23 protein-coding genes are annotated in these 22,957 nt (G+C 72.6%); 15 read left to right on the top strand and 8 right to left on the bottom strand.

Annotation, left to right across the window (positions count from 1 at the left end; translation table 11 throughout):
- Positions 1–11 precede the first annotated feature (11 nt).
- The 3 genes from CG736_RS33135 to CG736_RS33145 all read right to left on the bottom strand — a co-directional run bounded on the left by CG736_RS33135 (position 12) and on the right by CG736_RS33145 (position 1,388).
- Entirely contained in the window at positions 12–326 is a 315-nt protein-coding gene (locus tag CG736_RS33135; RefSeq protein WP_198520695.1) for a branched-chain amino acid transporter permease, read from the bottom strand.
- Entirely contained in the window at positions 319–1,011 is a 693-nt protein-coding gene (locus CG736_RS33140; RefSeq protein WP_232734348.1) for an AzlC family ABC transporter permease, read from the bottom strand. Before CG736_RS33140 ends, CG736_RS33135 begins: the two co-directional genes overlap by 8 nt.
- Before the next feature lie 98 nt (positions 1,012–1,109).
- On the bottom strand, positions 1,110–1,388 hold the full coding sequence (locus tag CG736_RS33145; RefSeq protein ID WP_100589816.1) for an HPr family phosphocarrier protein: 279 nt from the start codon (positions 1,386–1,388) through the stop codon (positions 1,110–1,112).
- Between the two features lie 180 nt (positions 1,389–1,568).
- Between CG736_RS33145 and CG736_RS33150 the strand changes: the two genes are divergently transcribed.
- The 5 genes from CG736_RS33150 to CG736_RS33170 all read left to right on the top strand — a co-directional run bounded on the left by CG736_RS33150 (position 1,569) and on the right by CG736_RS33170 (position 7,765).
- Entirely contained in the window at positions 1,569–4,337 is a 2,769-nt protein-coding gene (locus tag CG736_RS33150) for a GNAT family N-acetyltransferase (RefSeq protein ID WP_100589845.1), read from the top strand.
- 121 nt (positions 4,338–4,458) lie between these two features.
- A complete protein-coding gene (locus CG736_RS33155; RefSeq protein WP_100589817.1) occupies positions 4,459–5,043 on the top strand; it encodes a DUF5998 family protein in 585 nt (194 codons plus the stop codon).
- Positions 5,044–5,050: 7 nt separating this feature from the next.
- Positions 5,051–6,211 (top strand): alkaline phosphatase family protein, encoded by a 1,161-nt coding sequence (locus tag CG736_RS33160; RefSeq protein WP_100589818.1) that lies wholly within the window; start codon positions 5,051–5,053, stop codon positions 6,209–6,211.
- Between the two features lie 46 nt (positions 6,212–6,257).
- Positions 6,258–6,905, top strand: coding sequence for a thymidine kinase (locus tag CG736_RS33165; RefSeq protein WP_043909870.1), 648 nt, complete (start codon positions 6,258–6,260; stop codon positions 6,903–6,905).
- A gap of 35 nt (positions 6,906–6,940) precedes the next feature.
- On the top strand, positions 6,941–7,765 hold the full coding sequence (locus CG736_RS33170; RefSeq protein ID WP_100589819.1) for a sulfurtransferase: 825 nt from the start codon (positions 6,941–6,943) through the stop codon (positions 7,763–7,765).
- Between the two features lie 206 nt (positions 7,766–7,971).
- Here CG736_RS33170 and sepH read toward each other — a convergent pair whose 3' ends face one another.
- Positions 7,972–9,036 (bottom strand): septation protein SepH, encoded by a 1,065-nt coding sequence (sepH, locus tag CG736_RS33175; RefSeq protein WP_100589820.1) that lies wholly within the window; start codon positions 9,034–9,036, stop codon positions 7,972–7,974.
- Between the two features lie 437 nt (positions 9,037–9,473).
- Here sepH and CG736_RS33180 point away from each other — a divergent pair, with 437 nt between their 5' ends.
- The gene (locus tag CG736_RS33180; RefSeq protein ID WP_100589821.1) at positions 9,474–10,280 is read left to right on the top strand and encodes a hypothetical protein; all 807 of its coding nucleotides are present in this window, start codon (positions 9,474–9,476) and stop codon (positions 10,278–10,280) included.
- Between the two features lie 7 nt (positions 10,281–10,287).
- On the opposite strand, the gene CG736_RS33185 is transcribed toward CG736_RS33180, so the two are convergent.
- Positions 10,288–11,589 carry a D-arabinono-1,4-lactone oxidase gene (locus CG736_RS33185; RefSeq protein ID WP_100589822.1) on the bottom strand — a complete coding sequence of 434 codons (1,302 nt, stop codon included), beginning with the start codon at positions 11,587–11,589 and terminating at the stop codon, positions 10,288–10,290.
- 129 nt (positions 11,590–11,718) lie between these two features.
- Positions 11,719–12,969, bottom strand: coding sequence for an MFS transporter (locus CG736_RS33190; protein WP_100589823.1), 1,251 nt, complete (start codon positions 12,967–12,969; stop codon positions 11,719–11,721).
- Between the two features lie 181 nt (positions 12,970–13,150).
- Here CG736_RS33190 and CG736_RS33195 point away from each other — a divergent pair, with 181 nt between their 5' ends.
- Positions 13,151–14,287 (top strand): ferrochelatase, encoded by a 1,137-nt coding sequence (locus tag CG736_RS33195; RefSeq protein ID WP_100589824.1) that lies wholly within the window; start codon positions 13,151–13,153, stop codon positions 14,285–14,287.
- A gap of 11 nt (positions 14,288–14,298) precedes the next feature.
- Positions 14,299–15,093, top strand: coding sequence for an inositol monophosphatase family protein (locus CG736_RS33200; protein WP_100589846.1), 795 nt, complete (start codon positions 14,299–14,301; stop codon positions 15,091–15,093).
- Positions 15,094–15,170: 77 nt separating this feature from the next.
- On the opposite strand, the gene CG736_RS33205 is transcribed toward CG736_RS33200, so the two are convergent.
- Complete coding sequence (locus CG736_RS33205) at positions 15,171–15,356, bottom strand: hypothetical protein (RefSeq protein ID WP_043909885.1); 186 nt, start codon at positions 15,354–15,356, stop codon at positions 15,171–15,173.
- Positions 15,357–15,825: 469 nt separating this feature from the next.
- Here CG736_RS33205 and CG736_RS33210 point away from each other — a divergent pair, with 469 nt between their 5' ends.
- The 4 genes from CG736_RS33210 to CG736_RS33225 all read left to right on the top strand — a co-directional run bounded on the left by CG736_RS33210 (position 15,826) and on the right by CG736_RS33225 (position 19,877).
- The gene (locus CG736_RS33210) at positions 15,826–16,479 is read left to right on the top strand and encodes a response regulator transcription factor (RefSeq protein WP_043909888.1); all 654 of its coding nucleotides are present in this window, start codon (positions 15,826–15,828) and stop codon (positions 16,477–16,479) included.
- Between the two features lie 46 nt (positions 16,480–16,525).
- Complete coding sequence (locus CG736_RS33215) at positions 16,526–17,830, top strand: HAMP domain-containing sensor histidine kinase (RefSeq protein ID WP_100589825.1); 1,305 nt, start codon at positions 16,526–16,528, stop codon at positions 17,828–17,830.
- 201 nt (positions 17,831–18,031) lie between these two features.
- Positions 18,032–19,009 carry an acyl-ACP desaturase gene (locus CG736_RS33220; protein ID WP_100589826.1) on the top strand — a complete coding sequence of 326 codons (978 nt, stop codon included), beginning with the start codon at positions 18,032–18,034 and terminating at the stop codon, positions 19,007–19,009.
- Positions 19,010–19,577: 568 nt separating this feature from the next.
- The gene (locus CG736_RS33225; protein ID WP_043909894.1) at positions 19,578–19,877 is read left to right on the top strand and encodes a DUF4193 domain-containing protein; all 300 of its coding nucleotides are present in this window, start codon (positions 19,578–19,580) and stop codon (positions 19,875–19,877) included.
- Between the two features lie 302 nt (positions 19,878–20,179).
- On the opposite strand, the gene CG736_RS33230 is transcribed toward CG736_RS33225, so the two are convergent.
- Complete coding sequence (locus CG736_RS33230) at positions 20,180–20,629, bottom strand: DUF3093 domain-containing protein (protein WP_369880799.1); 450 nt, start codon at positions 20,627–20,629, stop codon at positions 20,180–20,182.
- Between the two features lie 95 nt (positions 20,630–20,724).
- Here CG736_RS33230 and CG736_RS33235 point away from each other — a divergent pair, with 95 nt between their 5' ends.
- From CG736_RS33235 to CG736_RS33245, 3 genes are all read left to right on the top strand, one after another.
- On the top strand, positions 20,725–21,306 hold the full coding sequence (locus tag CG736_RS33235) for a PaaI family thioesterase (protein WP_100589828.1): 582 nt from the start codon (positions 20,725–20,727) through the stop codon (positions 21,304–21,306).
- Positions 21,303–21,770, top strand: coding sequence for a dUTP diphosphatase (dut, locus tag CG736_RS33240; protein ID WP_043909899.1), 468 nt, complete (start codon positions 21,303–21,305; stop codon positions 21,768–21,770). Before CG736_RS33235 ends, dut begins: the two co-directional genes overlap by 4 nt.
- A 152-nt stretch (positions 21,771–21,922) precedes the next feature.
- Positions 21,923–22,714: a DUF3710 domain-containing protein gene (locus tag CG736_RS33245; protein WP_043912253.1), complete on the top strand. Its 792-nt coding sequence runs from the start codon at positions 21,923–21,925 to the stop codon at positions 22,712–22,714.
- The last annotated feature ends 243 nt before the right edge of the window (positions 22,715–22,957 follow it).

Below are 22,957 nucleotides of genomic sequence, written 5' to 3' on the forward strand. Positions count from 1 at the left end.
GTCTCCGCAGGTCAGGAGAGGTGGAGCGCCAGCATGTAGACGGCCGTCCCCGCGACGATCGACAGCAGGGCGCTGCGGCGCCACAGGTGCAGCCCCAGCGTCGCGGCCAGGCCGGCGGCGGCCGGGCCCGCGTCGGAGAGCGGGACGTCCCGCAGGGTGTAGACGGTGAGGATCACCATCACCCCGGCCGGCATGGTCGCCGCCAGGAACCTCAGCAGCCCGGACTCCCGGACCCGGCCCAGCAGCACGAACGGCGCCGCCCGCAGCAGCACCGTCACCGTGAACATCACCAGCAGGCCGGCCAGCACGTACCGCCACTCAGGCACGACGCCCCCTCAGCAGGTGGCGGACGGTCAGCGCCGCCACGTACAAGCCCAGCGCCACCACCAGCAGCTGGCCCTTCGCCACCAGCAGCGCGGCCAGTGCGCTCAGCAATGCGAGGATCGGCCCCGGGACGTCACGGGTGGCCCGCCAGCCGTCCACGGCGAGGACCGCGAACAGCGCGGTGAGCGCGAAGTCCAGCCCCCGGACGGTGCCCGGCAGGGCGGCCCCCAGCAGCGCCCCCGTCACTCCGCCCAGCACCCAGTACGCCTGGCAGAACGCCTGGATCGCCACGATCCGCCGACCCGTGAGGTGCGGGCGGGCGGCGGAAAGGGCGTACGCCTCGTCGGTCAGCGCGTAGACGCTGTACGCCTTGGCGGCGCGACCGCGAACCCGGTGCAGCGGGAAGGAGAGTCCGTAGAAGACGTGCCGGAAGTTCACCAGGAAGGTGGTGACGGCGACGGACGCGAGCGGCGTCACCGCGAGGAGGAGGCCGATCGCCAGGAACTCCAGCGAGCCCGCGTAGATCAGCGACGAGAACACCGGCGCCCACCACCAGTCGAACCCGCTCTGCACCAACAGCACGCCGAACGCGACGCCCAGCGGGTACAGGCCCAGACCCACCCCGAGAGTGTCCGCGGCGGCGGACCTGACGGCGTGCGGGTCTTCGAGGTCGGTTGAGATCACCACACCGGGACATTAATGCAGGCGGGAGGCCTGCCGGGGGCACATGAGTGCGAATTCGGCGGGCTCGGGGATGCGGAGGGTCGAGAACGGGGACCGAAGAGTCACGCAGCCGGGAGCTCGTCCAGGCCTTCCTGAACCATCTTGGCGACCCGGTCCAGCGCGGCTTCCGCGCCCTCCGCGTCGGCCGACAGGATGACGGTCTCGCCGCCCTCCGCGCCGAGGGCGAGCAGCCCGAGCATGGAGCCGGCGTTGACCGGGGTGCCGGTCTCCTTGGCGATGGTCATGGGGACGCCGGTCGAGGTGACGGCCTTGACGAAGATGGAGGCGGGACGGGCGTGCAGGCCCTCGGCCCAACCGATGGTGACGCGGCGCTCAGCCATGAGAGGTGCCTTTCAGGTGGTGCAGGGTGGTGCAGATGTTGTCTAGACCAGTGTTGCACGCCGGTGTGTCTGCGACCCGGCGCGAGCAGGGCCAGCGTGCCGTGCCCGGCAGGGGCGGCGCCATCAGGCTCGCCGACGACTACCCTGACGACCGTGGAGCACGACACCGTCAAGCACGCCATGGCGCGCGAAGAGGCCGAGCACGGTTATCCGCAGCACTGGGAGGCCGACGTCCTGCTGCGTGACGGCGGCACGGCCCGGATCAGACCGATCACCGCGGACGACGCGGACCGGCTGGTGGAGTTCTACGAGCAGGTCTCCGACCAGTCGAAGTACTTCCGCTTCTTCGCCCCGTACCCGCACCTGTCCGACAAGGACGTCCGCCGGTTCACCCACCACGACTACGTGAACCGGGTGGGTCTGGCACTGGTGGTGCGGGACCGGTTCATCGCCACCGTCCGGTACGACCGGATCGACAAGGCGGGCATGCCGTCCACCACCGGGACGGACGCCGAGGTGGCGTTCCTGGTGCAGGACGCGCACCAGGGGCGGGGCATCGCCTCCGCGCTGCTGGAGCACATCGCGGCGGTCGCCCAGGAACGCGGCATCCGCCGGTTCACCGCCGAAGTGCTGCCGGAGAACCGGAAGATGGTGAAGGTGTTCACCGACGCCGGCTACACCCAGCGGCGCAGTTTCGCCGACGGCGTGGTGCACCTGGAGTTCGACCTGGAGCCCACCGCCGCGTCGCTCGCGGTCATGCGGGCCCGTGAGCACCGTGCCGAAGCCCGGTCCGTGCAGCGGCTGTTGACGCCCCGGTCGATCGCCGTGATCGGCGTGTCGCGCAACCCGCAGTCGGTCGGCCGGGCGCTGCTGCGCGACATCCGGACGGGCTTCGACGGCCCGGTGCACGCCGTGAACCGCACCGTCGAGCCCGGCACCGAGCTGGACGGCGTCCCCACCCACCGTTCGGTGCTGGACATCCGCGGCCCGGTCGACCTGGCGGTGATCGCGGTGCCGGAGCCCGCCGTCCCCGCCGTGGTCGCCGAGTGCGGCGCGCACGGCGTGCAGGGCCTGGTGGTGGTCACCGCCGGGTACGCCGAGACCGGCCCGGACGGGCGTGACCGGCAGCGCGAGCTGGTCCGGCAGGCCAGGGCCGCCGGCATGCGGGTGGTCGGCCCGAACGCCTTCGGGCTGATCAACACCGACCCCGGGCACCGGCTGAACGCCTCGCTCGCACCGGTGCTGCCCGGCCGCGGACCGTTCGGCGTGTTCTGCCAGTCCGGCGCGATCGGCGTCGCCCTGCTGGAGGCCGCGCACCGGCGCGGCCTGGGCGTCTCCTCGTTCGCCTCGGTCGGCAACCGGGCCGACGTCTCCGGCAACGACCTGCTCCAGTACTGGGAGGAGGACGCCGCCACCGGCGTGGTGCTGCTGTACTTCGAGTCGTTCGGAAACCCGCGGAAGTTCACCCGGATCGCCCGCCGGCTGGCCGCCGCCAAGCCGGTGGTGGTGCTCAAGGGCGCCCGGCACACCGGCAGCCTGCCGCCCGGCCACGCCGTCCAGCCCGCCGCCACCCGGCTGCGCGACGCCACCGTGGACGCGCTGTTCCAGCAGGCCGGCGTGATCCGGGTGGACACCATCACCGAGCTCTTCGACACCGGCGAACTGCTGGCCGGCCAGCCGCTCCCGGCCGGCGGCCGGGTCGCCATTGTCGGCAACTCCGACTCGCTGGGGCTGCTCACCTACGACACCTGCCTGAGCTCCGGCCTGCGCCCGCGCACCCCCGTCGACCTGACCACCGGCGCCAGCGGCGAGAACTTCCGGATCGCGCTGGACACCGCACTCGGCGACCCGAAGGTGGACGCCGTGATCGCCGTCGCCATCCCGCCGATCGGCGTGCAGGGCCCCGAGTCCGCGCCCGAACTGGTCGAGGACGCCCCGGAGATCGCCCAGGCACTGCTGGACGCCGCCGAGCGCGGCCGGGAACTCGGCAAGCCGCTGCTGCTCGCCCACCTCGCGCTGCCCGCCCTGGTCACCCGGCTGCGCACCGGGGGAGTGCCCGCCTACCCGGCCCCGGAACGCGCCGTCCACGCGCTCGCCGACGCCGTGCGCTACGCCAAGTGGCGACGCCGCAGCGCCGAGGCCGAGGAGACCGCCCGGGTCCCCGAACTGGACGGCGTGCACGAGGGCGCCGCCCGCGACCTGGTCGAGCAGGCGCTGGGCAGCCGCGAGGCGGTCGCCGCCCGGCTGCAGTCCGGCGGGGCCCGGGTCACCCTGCCCGACCTGGACGCCGCCGCGCTGCTCGCCCACTACGGCATCGAGGTCAGTCCGACGCTCGCCGCACCCAACGAGAGCAGCGCCGTCAAGGCGGCGGCGACGCTCGGCTACCCCGTTGCGCTGAAAGCCACCGCCGAGCACCTGCGCCACCGTCCCGACCTCGGCAGCGTCCGCCTCGACCTCACCAGCGAGGCCGAACTGCGCCGCGCCCACCGCGAGCTGGACGCCCTGCTGGGCGGCGCCGCGCAGGCGGAGCTGGTGGTGCAGCGGCTCGCCCCGCGCGGCGTGGACACCGTGATCGGCGCCGCCGTGGACCCGGCGGTCGGCACCATCCTGTCCTTCGGCCTGGCCGGCGCTCCCGCCGAACTGCTCGGCGACGTCGCCCACCGGCTGGTCCCGGCCACCGACCGGGACGTGGCCGAACTGATCCGGGAGGTCCGGGCCGCGCCGCTGCTGTTCGGCTGGCGCGGCGCGGAGGCGGTGGACACCGGCGCGCTGGAGGAACTGCTGCTCCGGGTCTCCCGCCTGGTCGACGACCTGCCGGAGATCGCCGCCGTGGACCTGGAGCCCGTGGTGGTCGCCCCGCACGGCCTGACCGTGCTCGGCGCCCGGGTGCGGATCGCCCCGCTGCCGGTCCGCACCGATCTGGGACCGCGCGCCATGAGCACGCTGTAATCTTGCGTGGTTGCCCGCCCGGCAGGAGCGGGCAGCCGCCGGGCCCGGCAGCAGGACGACGGGCCGGGCGACCCGGCGCAGTGCCACCCGCCGGAGCGGCGGGACATGCCAGGATGGAGATATGGCGAAGACCGGTACCACCACGCAGGACCTGCGGTCCGCGATCGAGCGCAGCGGCTACTACCCGGCGCTGGTCTCCGAGGCGGTGGAGTCCGCGGTGGGCCCCGAGCCGATCAGTTCGTACCTGGTGCACCAGGAGACCACCTTCGACGCGAACGAGGTCCGCCGGCACGTCACCGTGCTGGTGCTCACCGCGTCCCGCTTCGTGGTCAGCCACACCGACGAGCAGAACGGCGACGCGGCCACGCCCGTGCCGTACGCCACCACCTCCACCGAGACGGTCCGGCTGGACCGGATCAACTCCGTGGTGATCAGCCGCATGGTCGCCAACCCCGAGACGTACACCCCCGGCACCCTGCCCCGCGAGGTCGTCCTCACCATCGGCTGGGGCGCCGTGCAGCGCCTCGACCTGGAGCCGGCCGGCTGCTCCGACCCGAACTGCGAGGCGGACCACGGCTACACCGGCTCCGCCACCGCCGACGACCTGTCGCTGCGGGTCAGCGAGGCCGGGGACGGTCCGGAGACGGTCGCCCAGGCGCTGGTGTTCGCCCGGGCGCTGTCCGAGGCGACCGTGGCCAACGGCTGAGCCCGGTATGCATCACGGTTACGACGCGTTCCACCCGCTCGACCCCGCCGACGCACCCGCCCCGCGCTACGGCTGCGCCGCCCTCTCCGACCTGCTGCCCACCCTGGCGGCGGGCCTCGGCGTGCCCGGCTACCGCGCCACGCTGCCGCTGGAGCCCGCCGACCGGGTGTGCGTCTTCCTGGTGGACGGCCTCGGCTGGGAGCTGATCCGCCGCCACCCCGACTGGGCGCCGTTCCTGAACTCGCTGACGGCCGCCGGCCAGCCGATCACGGCCGGTTTCCCGTCCACCACCGCCACCTCGCTGGCCTCCGTCGGCACCGGCCTGCCGCCGGGGCAGCACGGCCTGGCCGGATACACGGTGGCGATCCCCGGCCGCGGCCGGCTGATGAACCAGCTGCGCTGGCAGCCGCCGGTGGACCCGCACGGCTGGCAGCCGTACCCGACCGTCTTCGAGCAGGCGCACCTCGCGGGGGTGGCCACCGCCCAGGTGTCCTCCCCGCTGTTCGCCACCACCCCGCTCACCCAGGTCGCGCTCTCCGGCGGCACCTTCCTCGGCCGCACCACCGGCGAGGAGCGGATGGACCGGGCGGCCGCCTGGCTGGCCGAGCACGACCGCGCCCTGGTCTACACGTACCTGAGCGAACTCGACGCCGCCGGGCACCGGTTCGGCGTCGACTCGGACGAGTGGCGGCTCACCCTGTCCACCGTCGACCGGCTCGCCCGCCGCCTCGCCGAACAGCTCCCGCCGCGCTCCGCGCTCTACGTCACCGCCGACCACGGCATGATCGACGTCACCCCGGAGAACCGGATCGACTTCGACGAGGACTGGGAGCTCTCGGCCGGCGTCGCCCTGCTCGGCGGCGAGGGCCGCGCCCGCCACGTGTACGCGCACCCCGGCGCGGCCGGCGACGTGCACGCGGTGTGGAGCGAGGTCCTCGGCGAGCAGATGTGGGTCGCCACCCGCGACCAGGCCATCGCGGCAGGCTGGTTCGGCCCCGAGGTGGACGAACGGGTCTACCACCGGATCGGCGACGTGGTGGCCGCCGCTCGCGACGACATCGCGATCATCGCCAGCCGCAACGAGCCCGGCGAGTCCCAGATGATCGGCCTGCACGGCTCGATGACCCCCGTCGAACAACTCGTCCCGCTGCTCGAAGTCCGTGGCTGAGACCGGCCCGTCAACCACCCACGCCCGAAAGGCTGACGCTCCACCCATGGCTGAACTGGTGTTCTTCTCGGGCACGATGGACTGCGGCAAGTCGACGCTCGCCCTCCAGATGGACCACAACCACACCGCCCGCGGCCGGCAGGGCATCATCTTCACCCGCCACGACCGGGCCGGCGCCGCCACCATCTCCAGCCGCCTGGGCCTGCGCGCCGACGCGGTCGAGGTCGGCGACGAGTTCGACTTCCAGGCGTACGTGGTCCACCTGCTCTCGGCCGGCGGCAAGGTCGACTACCTGATCTGCGACGAAGCCCAGTTCTTCTCCGCCGGACAGATCGACCAACTCGCCCGCATCGTGGACGAGTTGGGCATCGACGTGTTCACCTTCGGGATCACCACCGACTTCCGCACCAAGCTGTTCCCCGGCTCCCAGCGCTTGATCGAACTCGCCGACCGGGTCGAGGTCCTCCAGGTCGAGGCACTCTGCTGGTGCGGCGCCCGCGCCACCCACAACGCCCGCACCGTCGGCGGCGTCATGGTGGTCGAAGGCGCGCAGGTCGTGGTCGGCGACGTCGCCGTCAACGAGGACGAGATCGGCTACGAGGTGCTCTGCCGCCGCCACCACCGCCGCCGCCTCACGGCAGCCACCGCCCGGGTTGCCGTCCTCTCCCCGGACGTTCTTCCGTTCGAAGGCTGATGCCGCGTCAGGTCGGTTGCCGCCACAATGGCAGCATGACCTCGCCGCTGATCACCGCCGCCGAACTCGCCGCCGCGCTCGACTCCCCGCACCCGCCGGTGCTGCTCGACATCCGCTGGCAGCTCGGCGGCCCGCCCGGCGCCGAGGAGTACGCCAAGGGCCACCTGCCCGGCGCGCACTACCTCGACCTCGACCAGGAACTCGCCGACCCGCCCGGCACCGCCGGCCGCCACCCGCTGCCCGGAGTCGAACGCCTCACCACCGCGCTGCGCCGGGCCGGCGTCACCACGAGCCGTCCCGTCGTCGCCTACGACGCCGGCCCCTCGCTCTCCGCCGCCCGCGCCTGGTGGCTTCTCCGCTGGGCCGGCCATCCCGACATCCGGGTCCTCGACGGCGGCCTCGCGGCGTGGCTCGCCGCCGGGCAGCCGCTCAGCCTTGAGACGCCCGCCACCGGGAACGGGGACTTCACGGTCGACCCCGGCCACCTGCCCACCGTCGACGCCACCGGCGCCGCCGAACTCGCCCGCACCGGACTCCTGTTGGACGCGAGGGCCGGCGAACGCTACCGCGGCGAGACCGAGCCCATCGACCCCCGGGCCGGCCACATCCCCGGCGCGGCCTCCGCCCCCACGACAGAGAATCTCGCGACGGACGGACGCTTCCTCCCTGCCGCGGACCTCGCGTCCCGGTTCGCGGCCCTCGGTGTCACCGACTCCACCCGCACCGCCGTCTACTGCGGCTCCGGCGTCACCGCGGCCCACCAACTCCTCGCCCTCGAACTCGCCGGCCACCAGGGCGCTGCGCTGTACCCCGGTTCCTGGAGCGAGTGGTCCGCGAACCCGGCGAACCCGGTCGCCTAGGCAGGTGGGAGGGAACAAACCAGGGGCCCGGAACGGCGAGGCCGGGGCTGCGGATGGTCGAGGACGGCGGAGGGGCGTGTTGCCGGCGCCCAGAGACGGGAACCGGGAACGACATGCCCGGTCCGCGCCCCGCTGACCACCAGCAGTCTCGACCCCGCCGTTCTCCCCCAGCCCGGCGGCCGGGAGGTGCCCCCACGGGCCCCTGACTACTCGGGCTTCTTGCGGCGCGAGCCGAAGACGATCTCGTCCCAGCTCGGCACCGTCGCCCGCCGCCCGGGTCGGACGCCGTCCGCCTCGGCCTGGCGGTCGGTCGCGCCGACCATGCGGTCGCGGTGCGGGGAGACCGACCGCGGCATCAGGATGTCCGCGTACGCGGAGCCCGCGCCGACGCTCGCCGCAGGCGCACTCGCGGGTTCCTCGATCTCCTCGGGCTCCTCGGTGACCGTGGTCTCCACGCTCGGCCCGACCGGCGTCAGGTCTCCGCGGTAGGAGGGCACGACGTCCAACAGGCTGGTGAGGGAATCCCGTTCGGGGGAGACCGCGGCGACCGCCTCGCGGTGCATGATGCGGTCGGCGGAGGGACGCTCGATCATCGGGCGCGCCGGGCGATCGTGGGGGAGCCGGGCGATCCGCGGGATGAACGGGAAGACCGAGTCCTCCTCGCGTTCCACGTTCTCGCCGATCAGCGCGCGCGCCTCGTCGTCGTTCGGCTGCACCAGCCGCCGCGGCGGGTCGTACGACCAGGCGGCACGGCGGTGTTCGCCCTCGGCGCGGTAGACGAGGATGACTTCCCAGGTGCCGTCGTCGCGGCGCCAGGAGTCCCAGCGTTCGGTGTCCTTCTCGGCGCCGCGCAGCGCGAGCCGCTCGGCGACGGCCTCGCCGAGCTGGGGGCCGGTGGACTCGCCGTGGCGGCGGATCGCCGTCTTGCGGGCCCGCTCGGCCATGAAGGCGCGCTCCGCCAGCACGGGACCCTCGAAACGGCGTACGCGGTCGACCGAGATGCCGGCGGCCTGGGCGACCTCCTCGGCGGAGGCACCGGCTCGTATCCGCGCCTGGATGTCGCGCGGGCGGAGGTGGCTCTCCACCTCGATCTCGATCTGGCCCAGCCGCGGCCGGTCACCCCGGACGGCGGCGCGCAGCCGCTCGTCGATCGGAAGGGTGTACTCCGTGCTGTCGGCAGCCTTGAGCACCAGCCGTGTGCCGTCGTTGCTGACGGCCACGACGCGCAGTTCGGGCACGGTTACCTCCCGGGTGGTGCCTGCCGACGTCACCTGCGTCGCTGCTCCCGTACTGAGTGTGGCCTGCCCGCTGGCGAGTGGCCACAACCTTGCAGAGTTACCCGGCGTGTCGGGCTTTCACCCGGGCGCGCCGCTGTGGCACGGTTGCCTGTTTGCCACGTCGTCGTCGACATCGCACCCGGGCACCCGGGCCGTCGTCTGACGGAGTGTCGACAGGCGGGACCGAAGGCTCAGGCTCCACGAACAGTACTCCATTCGTGGCATCCAGAGGGGCGGCTCGCCGCTCAAGTCTCCCGCGAATCATCGGAATCTCAAGAGCGTGCACCCCATAGGACGTCCGGTGATCGACGGACGGTGATCATCTTCACATATATCGACCGGGAGGAACCGGATTTTCGACCCTTGTGTCCTTCTTTGGGCAAGATGGAGAGACTTGTTCGAAATTCCGACACGCCGACCGAGGGACAGTGATGCCGCAGCAGAGGGAGCAGTTCGCGCACGGAGCGGCCGGTGCCGAGGAGAAGGGCGAGCGCAAGCGGCTTGATCTGACGATGACTCAGGTCGCGGCGAGCGCGCTGGCGACGGTGGTCGGCGCGGTCCTCGCCTCGGAACTCGGAGTGTACGGAACGATACTCGGCGCGGCCGTCGTCTCGGTGGGGGCGACGACCGGAAGCGCGGTCTTCCAGCACCTGTTCAAACGCACCGGGGAACGACTGCGCAATCGCGGCGCCGAATCCGCGCCCGCCGAACCTCCCCGGCCGGCTCCGGCGGGCGGAATCAGCCAGGACTGGAACGCGCCGCAGTTGGTGCGGGCGAAACGTCGGTGGACCTGGAAGTCCTACACGGCGGTATCCGCACTGGTGTTCGTTATTGCGATGGTGCCGATCGTCTCGGTGGAACTCGCCGCCGGAAAACCGCTGCACGACATCACCACCGGCCGGGACGGCAGCGGCACTTCGTTCAACCCGTCCCGCCCGTCCGTCGGCGGTGGCGACAAGGGCGTCGACGGCGGCGGCAAGGACGACCGGCAGCAGCCCGCCCCGGCGCAGTCGCCGAGCAGCGAGCCGTCCCGGCACTGGCCCAGCGACCGTCCCTCGTCCGGGAGTTCCGGCTCGCCCGCGCCCAGCACCTCGGCCCGGCCGTCCACCGCGCCCGAGCCGACCGCGTCGCCCGGCGCCGGCGGCTCCCCGGCGGCCACCGGCGAGGCCCACCCCGGCCCCGCCCCGGCCGGCACGGCCGGGCCGGACGCCGCGCCCGGCGCGGGCGCGGCGGGCTGACGGGCGGTCAGGCGCCGAGCACCCGGCGCAGGTAGTCGTTGGCGAACCGGCGCTCCGGGTCGACCTTGTCGCGCAGCGCGGTGAAGTCGCCGAAGTGCGGGTAGACGGACGACAGGTACTCGGCGTCCCGGGTGTGCAGCTTGCCCCAGTGCGGACGACCCCGGTGGGCCGTCATCAGCTTCTCCACCTCGGTGAAGTAGCCCAGTTCGCGGGTGCCCCGGTACAGGTGGACGGCGATGTACACGCTGTCCCGGCCGTTCGCGGTGGACAGCCACAGGTCGTCCGCCGGGGCGGTCCGGACCTCGACGGGGAAGCTGATCCGCCAGTCGGAGCGCTCCACCAGGGCCTTCAGCTCGCGCAGCACGGTGGTGGCCGCCTCGCGCGGCACCGCGTACTCCATCTCCACGAAGCGGACCTTGCGGGGGCTGGTGTAGACCTTGTACGCCTGGTCCGTGAAGCGGCGCTCCGACCAGGCGCGGCTGGCCACCTGGGCGATGGTCGGGATCGAGCCGGGGAACGTCCGGCCCACCCGGCAGACACCCTCCCACACCGTGTTGGAGACGAAGTCGTCGTCCAGCCAGGCCTTGAACTTCGGCAGCGGCGCGGCCGGTCCCTGGCTGCGGTTGTTGCGCTTGGTCGAGCAGCGGTCGGTGTGCGGGAACCAGTAGAACTCGAAGTGCTCGTTGACGGCGGTCAGTTCGTCGAAGTCGCCGAGCACCTCGTCGAAGCCCATCGGCTTCTCGTGCGCGCTGAGCAGGAACATCGGCTCCACCGCGAAGGTCAGCGCGCTGATCACGCCCAGCGCGCCCAGGCCGAGGCGGGCGCCCTGGAAGAGCTCGGGGTTCTCGGTGGCGGAGCAGGTCTGCACCGAGCCGTCGGCAAGGACGATCTCCACCGCCCGGATCTGCGCCGCCAGCGAGCCGGAGTCCCGGCCGGTGCCGTGGGTGCCGGTGCTGGTGGCGCCGGCCACCGTCTGCACCTCGATGTCGCCCATGTTGGTCAGCGACAGGTCGGCGGCCGCCAGCAGCCGGTTCAGCCGGTGCAGCGGCAGGCCCGACTCGACGGTGGCGGTGCCCGCCGCGCGGTCGATCCCGCGCACCGCGGTCAGCCGGTCCGGGCGCACCATCACGGCGTCGCCGGCGGCGGCGATCGCGGTGAACGAGTGGCCGGAGCCGACCGCCTTCACGGGGCGGTCGGCCTCGGCGGCCGCCTTGATCGCCGCCGCGAGCTCCTCGACCGAGCCCGGCGCCGTCACCTGCGCGGGCCGCGCACTCTGGTTCCCCGCCCAGTTCCGCCAGACCTCGGTCATCTCCAGAGCCCTCCCGCTCGCACGTACCGCCTGCCGGTTCTACCGGCGGGTAGGGGGAGCGTAGTCACTGCCCGCGTGCAGGTCCATGGTCCGAAGGGCCCAACATGAGGGCAGCTCACATCGTGGACGTCAGGAGGCGACGGACTCCGCCGGCACGGCCGGCTGCTCGGCCGCGGCCAGCTGGTGGCGCAGCCGGGACATGCCCGCGTACGCGGCCAGTGCCCCGAAGCCCGCGGCGGCGACCGGCACCCAGTAGCCGTTGGCCGCGCCACTGGCGTCCACCACCAGGCCCGCCGCCGAGGAACCGACCGCCACGCCCAGCGCCATGCCGGTGGTGGTCCAGGTCATGCCCTCGGTCAGCTGGGCGGCCGGGACCAGGCGCTCGACCAGTGCCATCGCGGTGATCAGGGTCGGCGAGATGGCCAGACCGGAGAGGAACAGCGCGGTGCCGACGCCGATCAGCGCGGCGGTGCCGTCCATCAGCTGGGCCGCGAGGATCAGCGGCACCATGCCGACGGCCATCACCGTCACCCCGATCAGGAACCGGCGGGCCATCGACCCGGCCGGCTTCAGGGTGCCGAACACCGCACCGGCCAGGCAGGAGCCGAGCGCGTAGACGGCCAGCACCGGGCCGGAGGCGCCGGTGTGCTGCTGGGCCTTGGCGAACGCGACAGTGACCACCTCGACCGAGCCGAACACGCCGCCGGTGGCGACCAGCGTCATCACCAGGATCTGCAGGCCCCGGTTGGCGATCGCGCTGGGCCCGGCCTGATGCGCGGCCGGATGCACCGGCGGCTCGGTGCGCCGCTGGCCGGTGAACAGCAGGACGCCGACCACCAGGAAGACCGCGGCCAGCAGCACGCCGGACTCGGGGAACACGGTGGTGGCCAGCGAGACCGCGAGTATCGGGCCGACGATGAAGCAGATCTCGTCCGCCACCGCCTCGAAGGAGTACGCGGTGTGCAGCTTCGGCGGCTCGTTCCGGTACAGGTGTGCCCAGCGGGCCCGGACCATCGACCCGGTGCTCGGCATCAGGCCCATGCCGGCCGCGAACACGAACAGCGTCCAGTCCGGCAGGCCGGTCCGGGCGCCGAGCAGCAGGCCCGCCGCCGCCAGGACGGTGCCCAGGGTGGCGGGCAGTGCGATCCGGCGCTGGCCGTGCCGGTCGACCAGCCGGGAGATCCACGGGCCGAGGATCGCCGCGGAGACCGCGAGGGTGGCGGACAGGGCGCTGCCGAGCCAGAAGGTGCCCTTCATCTCGGCGAGCATGGTGACGGTGCCGATGCCCGTCATCGAGATCGGCAGGCGGGCGATCAGCCCGGAGGAGGAGAAGGCCAGACTGCCGGGAGCGGCGAATATCTGGCGGTAGCTGGACAGCACGGGGTGGCTCCGTCGGACGGGGTGCGGCACGGGATGGGCGGTCGGACATCGAGGTAAGGCACAACTATCGCCCAGACAGCTTACGAACCGTGATCCATCACCCGCACCCGGGATAATCCGGACACCGTGCCGCCGACGGCCGTGCGCGGTCCGCACCGCCACGGGTGGCAGGATCGGAGCCATGCCCGACACGCGCACCCTCACCGACCCCGCGCCGTACGACGCGCTGCTGCTGCTGTCCTTCGGCGGGCCGGAGGGCCCCGAGGACGTGGTGCCCTTCCTGGAGAACGTCACCCGGGGACGCGGCATCCCGAAGGAGCGGCTGATCGAGGTCGGCAAGCACTACTTCCTGTTCGACGGGATCAGCCCGATCAACGGGCAGAACCGCGAGCTGCTGGCCGCGCTCCGCAAGGACTTCGCCGACCACGGCCTCGACCTGCCGGTCTTCTGGGGCAACCGGAACTGGGCGCCGTACCTGGTCGACACCCTGCGGGAGATCGCCGACGCCGGGCACCGCCGGGTGCTGGTGCTCGCCACCAGCGCCTACGCGGGCTTCTCCGGCTGCCGCCAGTACCGGGAGAACCTGGCCGACGCGCTGGCGCAGCTGGCCGCCGAGGGCCGGCCCGAGCTGACCGTCGACAAGCTGCGGCACTTCTACAACCACCCCGGCTTCGTCCGGCCGATGATCGACGCCACCCTCGCCGCACTCGCCGAACTCCCCGACGGAGCACGGGAGAACGCCCGGCTGGCGTTCACCACGCACTCGATCCCGACCGCCATGGCGGAGACCTCCGGCGCCCCCGACGACCCGGCCCGCGGCACCCCCGGCGGCGCCTACGTCGCCCAGCACCTGGACGTCGCCCGGCTGATCGTCGACGCGGTCGCCGAGCACACCGGCGTCACCGACCGGCCCTGGCAGCTGGTCTACCAGAGCCGCAGCGGCGCCCCGCACGTCCCGTGGCTGGAACCGGACATCTGCGACCACCTGGAGGCCCAGCACGCCGACGGCGCCGCGGCCGTGGTGATGGTGCCGATCGGGTTCGTCTCCGACCACATGGAGGTCAAGTACGACCTGGACACCGAGGCGGTGGCCAAGGCCGCCGAACTCGGCCTGCCGGTCGCCCGGGCCGCCACCGTCGGCGCCGACCCGCGGTTCGCCGCCGCCGTCCGCGAACTCGTCGTGGAACGGGCCGCCGCGCAGCGCGGCGAGCCGGTCACCCGCTGCGCGCTGGGCGCCCTCGGCCCCAGCCACGACGTGTGCGCCACCGCCTGCTGCCCCAACCCGCGCGCACCCCGCCCCGCCGCCGCCGAAGCCTGAAGGATCGAAACGTGGAACTGCTGGACGACCTGCTCGCCACCGCCGTCGAGGCCGCCACCCGCGCCGGTGAACTGCTCCGCGACGGCCGGCCCGAGGACCTCGGCGTCGCCGCCACCAAGAGCAGCCCGGTGGACGTGGTGACCGAGATGGACCTGGCCTCCGAGAAGCTCGTGCTGGAGCTGATCTCGGCCCGCCGCCCCGACGACGGCTACCTCGGCGAGGAGGGCGCCGACCGCCCCGGCACCAGCGGCGTGCGCTGGGTGGTCGACCCGCTCGACGGCACGGTCAACTACCTTTACGGGCTTCCCTCCTGGGCCGTCAGCGTGGCCGCCGAACTGGACGGCGAAGCAGTGGTCGGCGTGGTCGCGGTGCCCGCCCGGGGCGAGCTGTTCCAGGCGGTGCGCGGCCGCGGCGCCCAGCTGAACGGCCGCCCGCTCGCCGTCCGCCCGGCCGCCGCCTGGGGCCAGGCGCTGGTGGCGACCGGCTTCGGCTACCTGCGCGAGCGGCGGGTGCACCAGGCCGAGGTGCTGCACGCGCTGATGGGCGAGGTCCGCGACATCCGCCGGGCCGGCGCGGCCGCCGTCGACCTGTGCGACCTGGCCGCCGGCCGCTTCGACGGCTACTTCGAGCGCGGCCTGGCCCCCTGGGACCGGGCGGCCGGCGTGCTGATCGCCCGCGAGGCCGGCGCGCTCACCGGCTCCCGCCCCGGCCTGCCCGCGGACGGCGAGCTCACCGTCGCCGCCCCGCCCGGCGTGTTCGAGCCGCTGCAGGCCCGACTGGAGGAACTCGGCGCCTGGCACGACTGAGCCCCGGGCGCCCCGGACAGCGAAAAGCCCCGGTACGGGAGACCGTGCCGGGGCTCGCTGGTGCGTTGAAGGTGGGATCAGGCGGCGGAGCGGTGCGTTCCGAGCATCGGGTCCACGCCGTGTTCGGCGGCGAGACGCTGAAGGTCTTCCAGCTCGGACTGCTCGACCTCCGCCAGGAACTCGTCCCCGGATTCGATCGCGCGGTGCAGATCCTGCTCGGCGTTCTGGATCCGCTGAAGGATTCCGGCGGTGAAGGCGTCCATACGGGCCCCCTTTTCCTGTGTCGGACGGGCACGGTCCCGAGCAGCCCCCCGGCACGGAATCGGATGAACCCCGGACGGACACCTGACGACCGGTGCAGGATCCGGTCGGGTGCTCGGGCGGCGCGCGGGCCGCGACCCGGTGGCTCTCGATTCACAGCCGGTGCGGATGGGGCACTCGGCGGGTGGTGGCCGTGAAGAACCGCCACGGGGCGGCATCACGGTGTGCACGTGTCCTCCCCACCCCCAGGGCCGGGAAACCTCAACTCGTCGGAAAGTTGCCCGAGTCACAGTCCAAGCGGCATCCGGCGCCTCCGGTTTCGCCGTCGGCGCACCGGGCTTATGACTGCTTTACCGCGCGACCAGGCAGGATGGAGGCACCGTCGGATCCGCATGCCCGGATCCGCGCCCGGCGCATCACGGCCCGCACGGGCAGCACGGCCTGGGCCGCTCCAGGAGAAGGGACACCACCGTGCGGGTACTCGTCGTCGAGGACGAGCAGCTGCTCGCCGAGGCCGTCGCCACCGGTCTGCGCCGGGAGGCCATGGCGGTCGACGTCGTCTACGACGGGGAGGCCGCGTTGCAGCGGATCGCCGTGAACGACTACGACGTGGTGGTGCTCGACCGGGACCTCCCGCTGGTGCACGGCGACGACGTCTGCCGCCGCATCGTCGAGCAGGGCCTGGCCACCCGGGTGATCATGCTGACCGCCTCCGGCGACATCAGCGACCGCGTCGAGGGCCTGGAGATCGGCGCCGACGACTACCTCCCGAAGCCGTTCGCGTTCAGCGAGCTGGTCGCCCGCGTCCGCGCCCTGGGCCGGCGCGCCACCGTCCCGCTGCCGCCCGTGCTGGAGCGCGCCGGGATCAGCCTCGACCCGGGCCGCCGCGAGGTGATCCGGGAGGGCAAGCCGGTCCAGCTCGCCCCCAAGGAGTTCGCCGTACTGGAGGTCCTGATGCGGGCCGGCGGCGCGGTGGTCTCCGCCGAGCAGCTGCTGGAGAAGGCCTGGGACGAGCACACCGACCCGTTCACCAACGTGGTCCGGGTCACCGTGATGACGCTCCGCCGCAAGCTCGGCGACCCGCCGGTGATCGTCACCGTCCCCGGCTCCGGCTACCGGGTCTGACCCGCCCCGTCGCAACCCCCACCGCCGTCTGAGAGGACTTCCGGCCATGACCACCCCGCCACCGCCCGGCGGGGCCCCCGGCGTGCCCACCCCGGGCCCGGGCCAGGTGCCCCCGCGTCCGAACCACCCCCCGCGCCGGCCCGGCCCCGGCCGGGACGACGACGCCTACCGTCCCGGCGACGGTCTGTTCGCCTGGCTGTCGCTGCGCCCCACCATCCGCATCCGGCTCACCCTGCTGTACGGCGGGATGTTCCTGATGGCCGGCGTGGTGCTGCTGCTGCTGATGTACTACTTCGTCCGCTCGGCCTTCCAGGTCGACCTGGTGCCGCACTTCACCCTCGGCCAGGGCGTCACGCTGCGGGCCTACGACGGCACCAACCTGACCAACCAGGCCGACCTCGACCGGTGGCTGGCGAACTTCCAGTCCACCCGGAGCAACGAGGCGCTCTCCGCGCTGCTGCGCAGGGCGCTCACCGCGCTGGTCTGCCTGGCCGTGATCGCCTTCGCGGTCGGCTACACGGTGGCCGGCCGGGTGCTGCACCCGCTCGGCCGGATCACCCGCACCGCCCGCGAGGTGGCCGGCTCCGACCTGCACCGCCGGATCAACCTGGACGGCCCGGACGACGAGCTCAAGGAACTCGCCGACACCTTCGACGAGATGCTGGAGCGCCTCGACCGCGCCTTCGACTCCCAGCACCGGTTCGTCGCCAACGCCTCGCACGAGCTGCGCACCCCGCTGGCGATCAACCGCACCCTGCTGGAGGTGCAGCTCTCCGACCCGAACACCTCGCCCGACCTGCAACAGCTCGGCAAGACCCTGCTGGCCACCAACGAGCGCAGCGAACAGCTGGTGGAGGGCCTGCTGCTGCTGGCCCGCAGCGAGAACGAGCTGACCGAGCGCCGTCCGGTCGACCTCGCCGAGGTCGCCCAGCGCGCGCTGGAGCAGATCCGCCCGGAGGCCGGCAACCGCGAGGTGGAGCTGCGCCCCGAGCTGGCCGCCGCGCCCGCCCACGGCAACGGCGTGCTGCTGGAGCGGATCGCGCTCAACCTGGTGCAGAACGCCGTTCGCTACAACAGCCCCGGCGGCTGGGTGGAGATCACCACCGCGGCGGTCCGCGGCGGGGGCGGCGAGCTGGTGGTGAGCAACACCGGCCCGGTGGTGCCCGGTTACGAGCTGGACCACATCTTCGAGCCGTTCCGCCGGCTGAAGAACACCGACCGCACCCGCAGCGACAAGGGCGTCGGTCTCGGCCTGTCGATCGTCCGCTCCGTGGTGCGCGCCCACGGAGGCACCCTGGAGGCCACTGCCCGCCCCGGAGGAGGCCTGCGCATCCAGGTCCGCATCCCTTAGCCGCCGGACCGCCCTCCGGGCCGCCTGTGCCCGCCCACGGCGTTTTCCGGTGCCGGGACGCCCTCAGCCGCCCCTGCTCAGCCTTTGTCGGAACGACATAAGCGCTGGACAGGGGCGGCTTGTCATTTGCGGGCGCGACAACTTACGGTGTCGTAACCTACGCAGCCGTAGGTCCGCCCGCACATCAGCAGGAGCAACGCCGTGACCATCGCCCCCGTGCAGCGCACCGCAACGACCGCTTGGACCGACGCCAGGCTGATCCTCGCGCTCGAAGAGGTCGTGGAGACCGAGCTGAATCGTCACCTCAAGGCGGCCAAGGAGTGGATGCCGCACGAGTACGTGCCGTGGAGCCGGGGGCGGGACTTCGACGGCGTGCTCGGCGGCGAGGCCTGGTCCCTCGACCAGTCCAAGGTCACCCCGCTGGCCCGGATCTCGCTGGTGGTCAACCTGCTGACCGAGGACAACCTCCCCAGCTACCACCACGAGATCGCCAGCATGTTCGGCCGCGAGGGCGCCTGGGGCACCTGGGTGCACCGCTGGACCGCGGAGGAGGGCCGGCACGGCATAGCGATCCGCGACTACCTGCTGGCCACCCGGGCCGTCGACCCGGTCGAGCTGGAGCGGGCCCGGATGGCGCACATGTCGGAGGGCTTCGCGTCCGACAACGCGCACAGCATGCTGCAGTCCGTCGCCTACGTCGCCTTCCAGGAGCTGGCCACCCGGATCGCCCACCGCAACACCGGCCACCACTCCGGCGACGAGCTCTGCGACCAGCTGCTGGCCAAGATCGCCAACGACGAGAACCTGCACATGGTCTTCTACCGGAACCTGCTGAAGGCCGCCCTGGAGATCGCCCCCGACCAGGCCATGCGCGCCGTCGCCGACGTGGTGCTGAACTTCCGGATGCCCGGCCACGGCATGCCCGGCTTCGAGCGCTCGGCCGCCCAGATCGCGATCGGCGGCATCTACAACCTGCGGATCCACCACGACGACGTGCTGCAGCCGGTGCTGCGCCACCTGAAGGTCATGGAGATCACCGGCCTCGGCCCGGTCGGCCAGCACGCCCAGGACGAGCTGGGCGCCTTCCTGGACGGTCTGAACGCCCAGGCCACCCGCTTCGACGAGCGCCAGGCCGCACTGCTCGCCCGCCGGGCCGCCGCGGCCGCCGCCCGCGCCTGAGCCCGATCGCCGCCGGGGCCCGAGTCCGATCGGCGCCCGCGCCCGAGCGTGCTCGGCGGAACACGGAACGCTTCCGTTCGATTCCGGTCGGTATGCGGACAATCCGACCGCGCGCGACCGGGTCGAAAGGCCCGTTTTCACGGGAAACGCCCGCACTCGCGCCAGATGTGACGAACATCACACCTCGCCGGGCGGCTCGACCGCGCCACTCGTCGGGGTGATCACCCGTTCGGGTTGGTCGGTAGCGGTGAGTCACCATTCGGGGCGATCCCCGGCAGCTCGACCGATCGTCAAGAACCTTTACTCCCCGTCGAGTTGTCGCCCCGGCCGCCGGACGGCCGCCACCCACCGTCACGATCAACGGTCCGCGGCCCCGACCGGTTCACTCGCGCGGTGGACCGCGTTCGGACCCCGTTCGATCATCCCAACGGGCCTCGGGCCGGGTGTCGATTGAGTAACAGGGCTTGAAGTAAGGCACAATCTCGGCCTCGGGTCGGGCACAAGACCGGCCCCCCAGGCGTTACGTGCGCTGGAGATACCGCACACACCCAAAGGGGGAGAGCGAAACATGGCAACGGACTACGACACCCCACGCAAGACCGATGACGACCTCAACGAGGACAGCATCGAGGAACTGAAGGCCCGCCGGAACGAGAAGGCTTCCGGTTCCGTCGACGTCGACGAGTACGACGCCAACGAGGGTCTGGAGCTCCCCGGCGCCGACCTCTCCAACGAGGAACTCTCGGTCCGCGTGCTGCCCCGGCAGGCCGACGAGTTCACCTGCATGAGCTGCTTCCTGGTTCACCACCGGAGCCAGCTCTACAGCGAGAAGAACGGCCAGCCGATCTGCCGGGACTGCGGCGCCTGAAAACGGCGCGGCACTGGCCCGGGCGGGCGAGACCCCTCCGCCGGCCCGGTACGCCGCCCCGTCCGGCCTTGAGCAGCGAGGCCGGAGGCAGAAGCAGCGACCGTCCCGAGCGGTCGCACCCGGCAGAGCGCGAACCGCGCGCCTGCACCCGCAGTGCACGCAGACAGACCGAAAGGGACGGCCCCACCACAGGGGCCGTCCCTTTCGGTCTGTTCGTGCTCTCGCGTTCTCCGCGCTCTTCGCGCTCGCCGTGTTCCCGGGTTCGTCGCGCGGGTCTGCCGCGCCGCAGCCCCCCGGACCGGTCAGCGGCTCCGGCCGGCCGCCGCCTCGCCCAGGGCGTCCGCCAACCGCTGCGGAGACCGGGTCGACAGGTACAGGTACGGCGTCGGGTCGGCCGGGTCCGTCACCGCGACCTTCAACGCCGTCGGGACGTAGCTGCGCAGCAGCATGAACGCCCGCGGGTCGGCCTTCACCGAACGCCAGGCCACGGCCTCCTTCGGGTTCAGCACCTCGGCCTCGCCCAGCGCGCTCACCGGGATCCGGGCCTGCCCGGCCACCAGCGACCCCTGCACCACCCGGATCCGGGGCGAGCCGTAGCTGCTCAGGGCCGCCGCCCCGGCGGCCACCCCCACGACCAGCCCGATCAGCGCGCCCAGCCCGCTGAACCGGAGCAGGATCAGCCCGAACGAAAGCCCGAGCGCCACGGGCAGCAGCCACCAGGACCGCGGGACGGTGAGACGTTCCTCGTACATGCCTCCCATTGTGGGCGCAGCACACGCCGGGCCCGGTGGCCGGGGCCCCTCGGCGCGCCTGTCCCGGGAAGCTACCGGCAGGTAGGGTCGCCGCTGTGAACGGACCCACCCCCACCACCCCGCCCGCGGACGCCGTCCTGCCGCCCCGATCCCCGCTCGCGCCCGCACCCGGCACCGTCATCGGCTCCCACTACGACGACTGCTTCGGCTGCGGCCCGCACCACCCGCACGGGCTCCAGCTCGTCGCCGTCGCCGGCGAACAGCTCGACGTCACCGCGCAGTTCACCGTCAAGGCGGCCCACCAGGGCGGCCCCGGGCTGGCCCACGGCGGCGTCCTGGTCAGCGCCATGGACGAGACCCTCGGCACGCTCAACTGGCTGCTCGCCGCCCCCGCCGTCACCGGCCGCCTGGAGACCGACTTCGTCCGCCCCGTCCCCGTCGACTCCGTGCTGCACATCCACGCACAGGTGACCGGAGTCCACGGCCGCAAGGTCTACAGCGCCGCCGAAGGCCGGATCGGCGGCCCCGACGGGCCGGTCGCCATTCGCGCCCAGGCACTGTTCGTCCAGGTGAAGCTGGAACACTTCACCACGCACGGCCGTCCCGAGGACGTGCAGAAGGTCCTGGACGACCCGGACCAGATCAAACGCGCCCGAGCCTTCGAGGTGAACCCGTGACCGACCCCGTCCGCCAGCCCGTCGACATCCTGATCCGCCGCCTCGACCCGGAGATCCCGCTTCCCGCGTACGAGCACCCCGGCGACGCCGGCGCCGACCTGCGCACCACCGAGGACGCCGAACTCCAGCCCGGCGAGCGCGCGCTGCTCCCCACCGGCATCTCCATCGCGCTGCCGGACGGCTACGCCGCGTTCGTCCACCCCCGTTCGGGCCTGGCAGCCCGTTGCGGAGTTGCACTGGTGAACGCCCCAGGGACGGTCGATGCCGGGTACCGTGGTGAGATCAAGGTGATCGTCGTCAACCTGGACCCTCGGGAGCCGGTCAACTTCAAGCGAGGCGACCGAATCGCCCAGCTGGTCATCCAGCAGGTCGAGAAGGCCCGCTTCCACGAAGTGGGTGAACTCCCGGGTTCGGTCCGGGCCGAAGGCGGGTTCGGCTCGACCGGCGGTCACGCTGCGGTCTAGCATGCGCCGCGGTCTCGGCTCCGCCGAGCAGCACGACGAACGGGTGGAAGCGATGCACGATGCAACGATTTTCGGCCGGTCCAGTGGGTAGCAGGTAGCAGATATTCGCGTTCGGTCTTGGATTCGGTCTTGGACCGGGAAGGACAGTGACCGTGTTCCGTCGTCGCAAGAGCGAGGACGCTGTCGAGCAGCTCGCCGAGGACGCCATCAGCGCCGACGAGACGGCCGATGACGTCGAGGATTCCGTCGAGAACGAGAGCGACACCGAACTCGACCCGGCCGACCGCGTCGGCCTCCCGCCGGCCCCGCGCCCGGACGGGCCGTGGGACATCTCCGAGCTGGAGAACCCCGCCGAGGGCCGCGTCGACCTGGGTGGCCTGCTGGTCCCCGGCGTCGAGGGCATGGAGCTCCGGGTCGAGGTAGCCGGGGACGCGATCGTCGCCGCCACCCTGGTGCTCGGCAACAGCGCCATCCAGCTGCAGGCCTTCGCCGCCCCCAAGTCGGAGGGCATCTGGGGCGAGGTCCGCGAGGAGATCGCCAACGGCATCACCAGCCAGGGCGGCGCCATCGAGGAAGAGGAAGGCACCCTCGGCTGGCACCTCCGTGCCCAGGTCCCGGTGCAGCTCCCCGACGGCACCCAGGGTGTCCAGCTGGTCCGCTTCATCGGCTGTGACGGCCCGCGCTGGTTCCTGCGCGGCGTGATCTCCGGCCAGGCCGCGGTCCAGCCCGAGATGGCCGGCCTGCTCGAAGAGGTCTTCCGGCAGACCGTCGTGGTCCGCGGCGAGTCCCCCATGGCTCCCCGCGACCCGATCGTCCTCAAGCTCCCCGAGGACGCGCAGATGGTCGCCGACGGCGCCGCGGCTCCCGCCGACGCCGAGTCCCCCTACTCGGGCGGCTCCATCGACCCCTTCTCGCGCGGCCCCGAGATCACCGAGGTCCGCTGACCTTCCGGACGTCCCGCGTCCCCTTCCGCCCCCGCACCGTTCGCGTGCGGGGGCGGATTTGCTTTGCGGACGCCGATCCCCGTACAGTTCCGGAGTCGCACCGAGAGGGGCGAACGAAAGCAAGTCGGACTGAATGAAACTCCGGAAAACGGAGCGGAAAACATCTGATAAGCTGGGAACACGAAAGAACGAAGCGCCCGGAGGGCCCGCAGGAATGCGGCTCGAAGGAAGTGTCCGTTCCTT

Source organism: Kitasatospora sp. CB02891, assembly GCF_002803145.1.
Taxonomy (GTDB): Bacteria; Actinomycetota; Actinomycetes; order Streptomycetales; family Streptomycetaceae; genus Kitasatospora; species Kitasatospora griseola.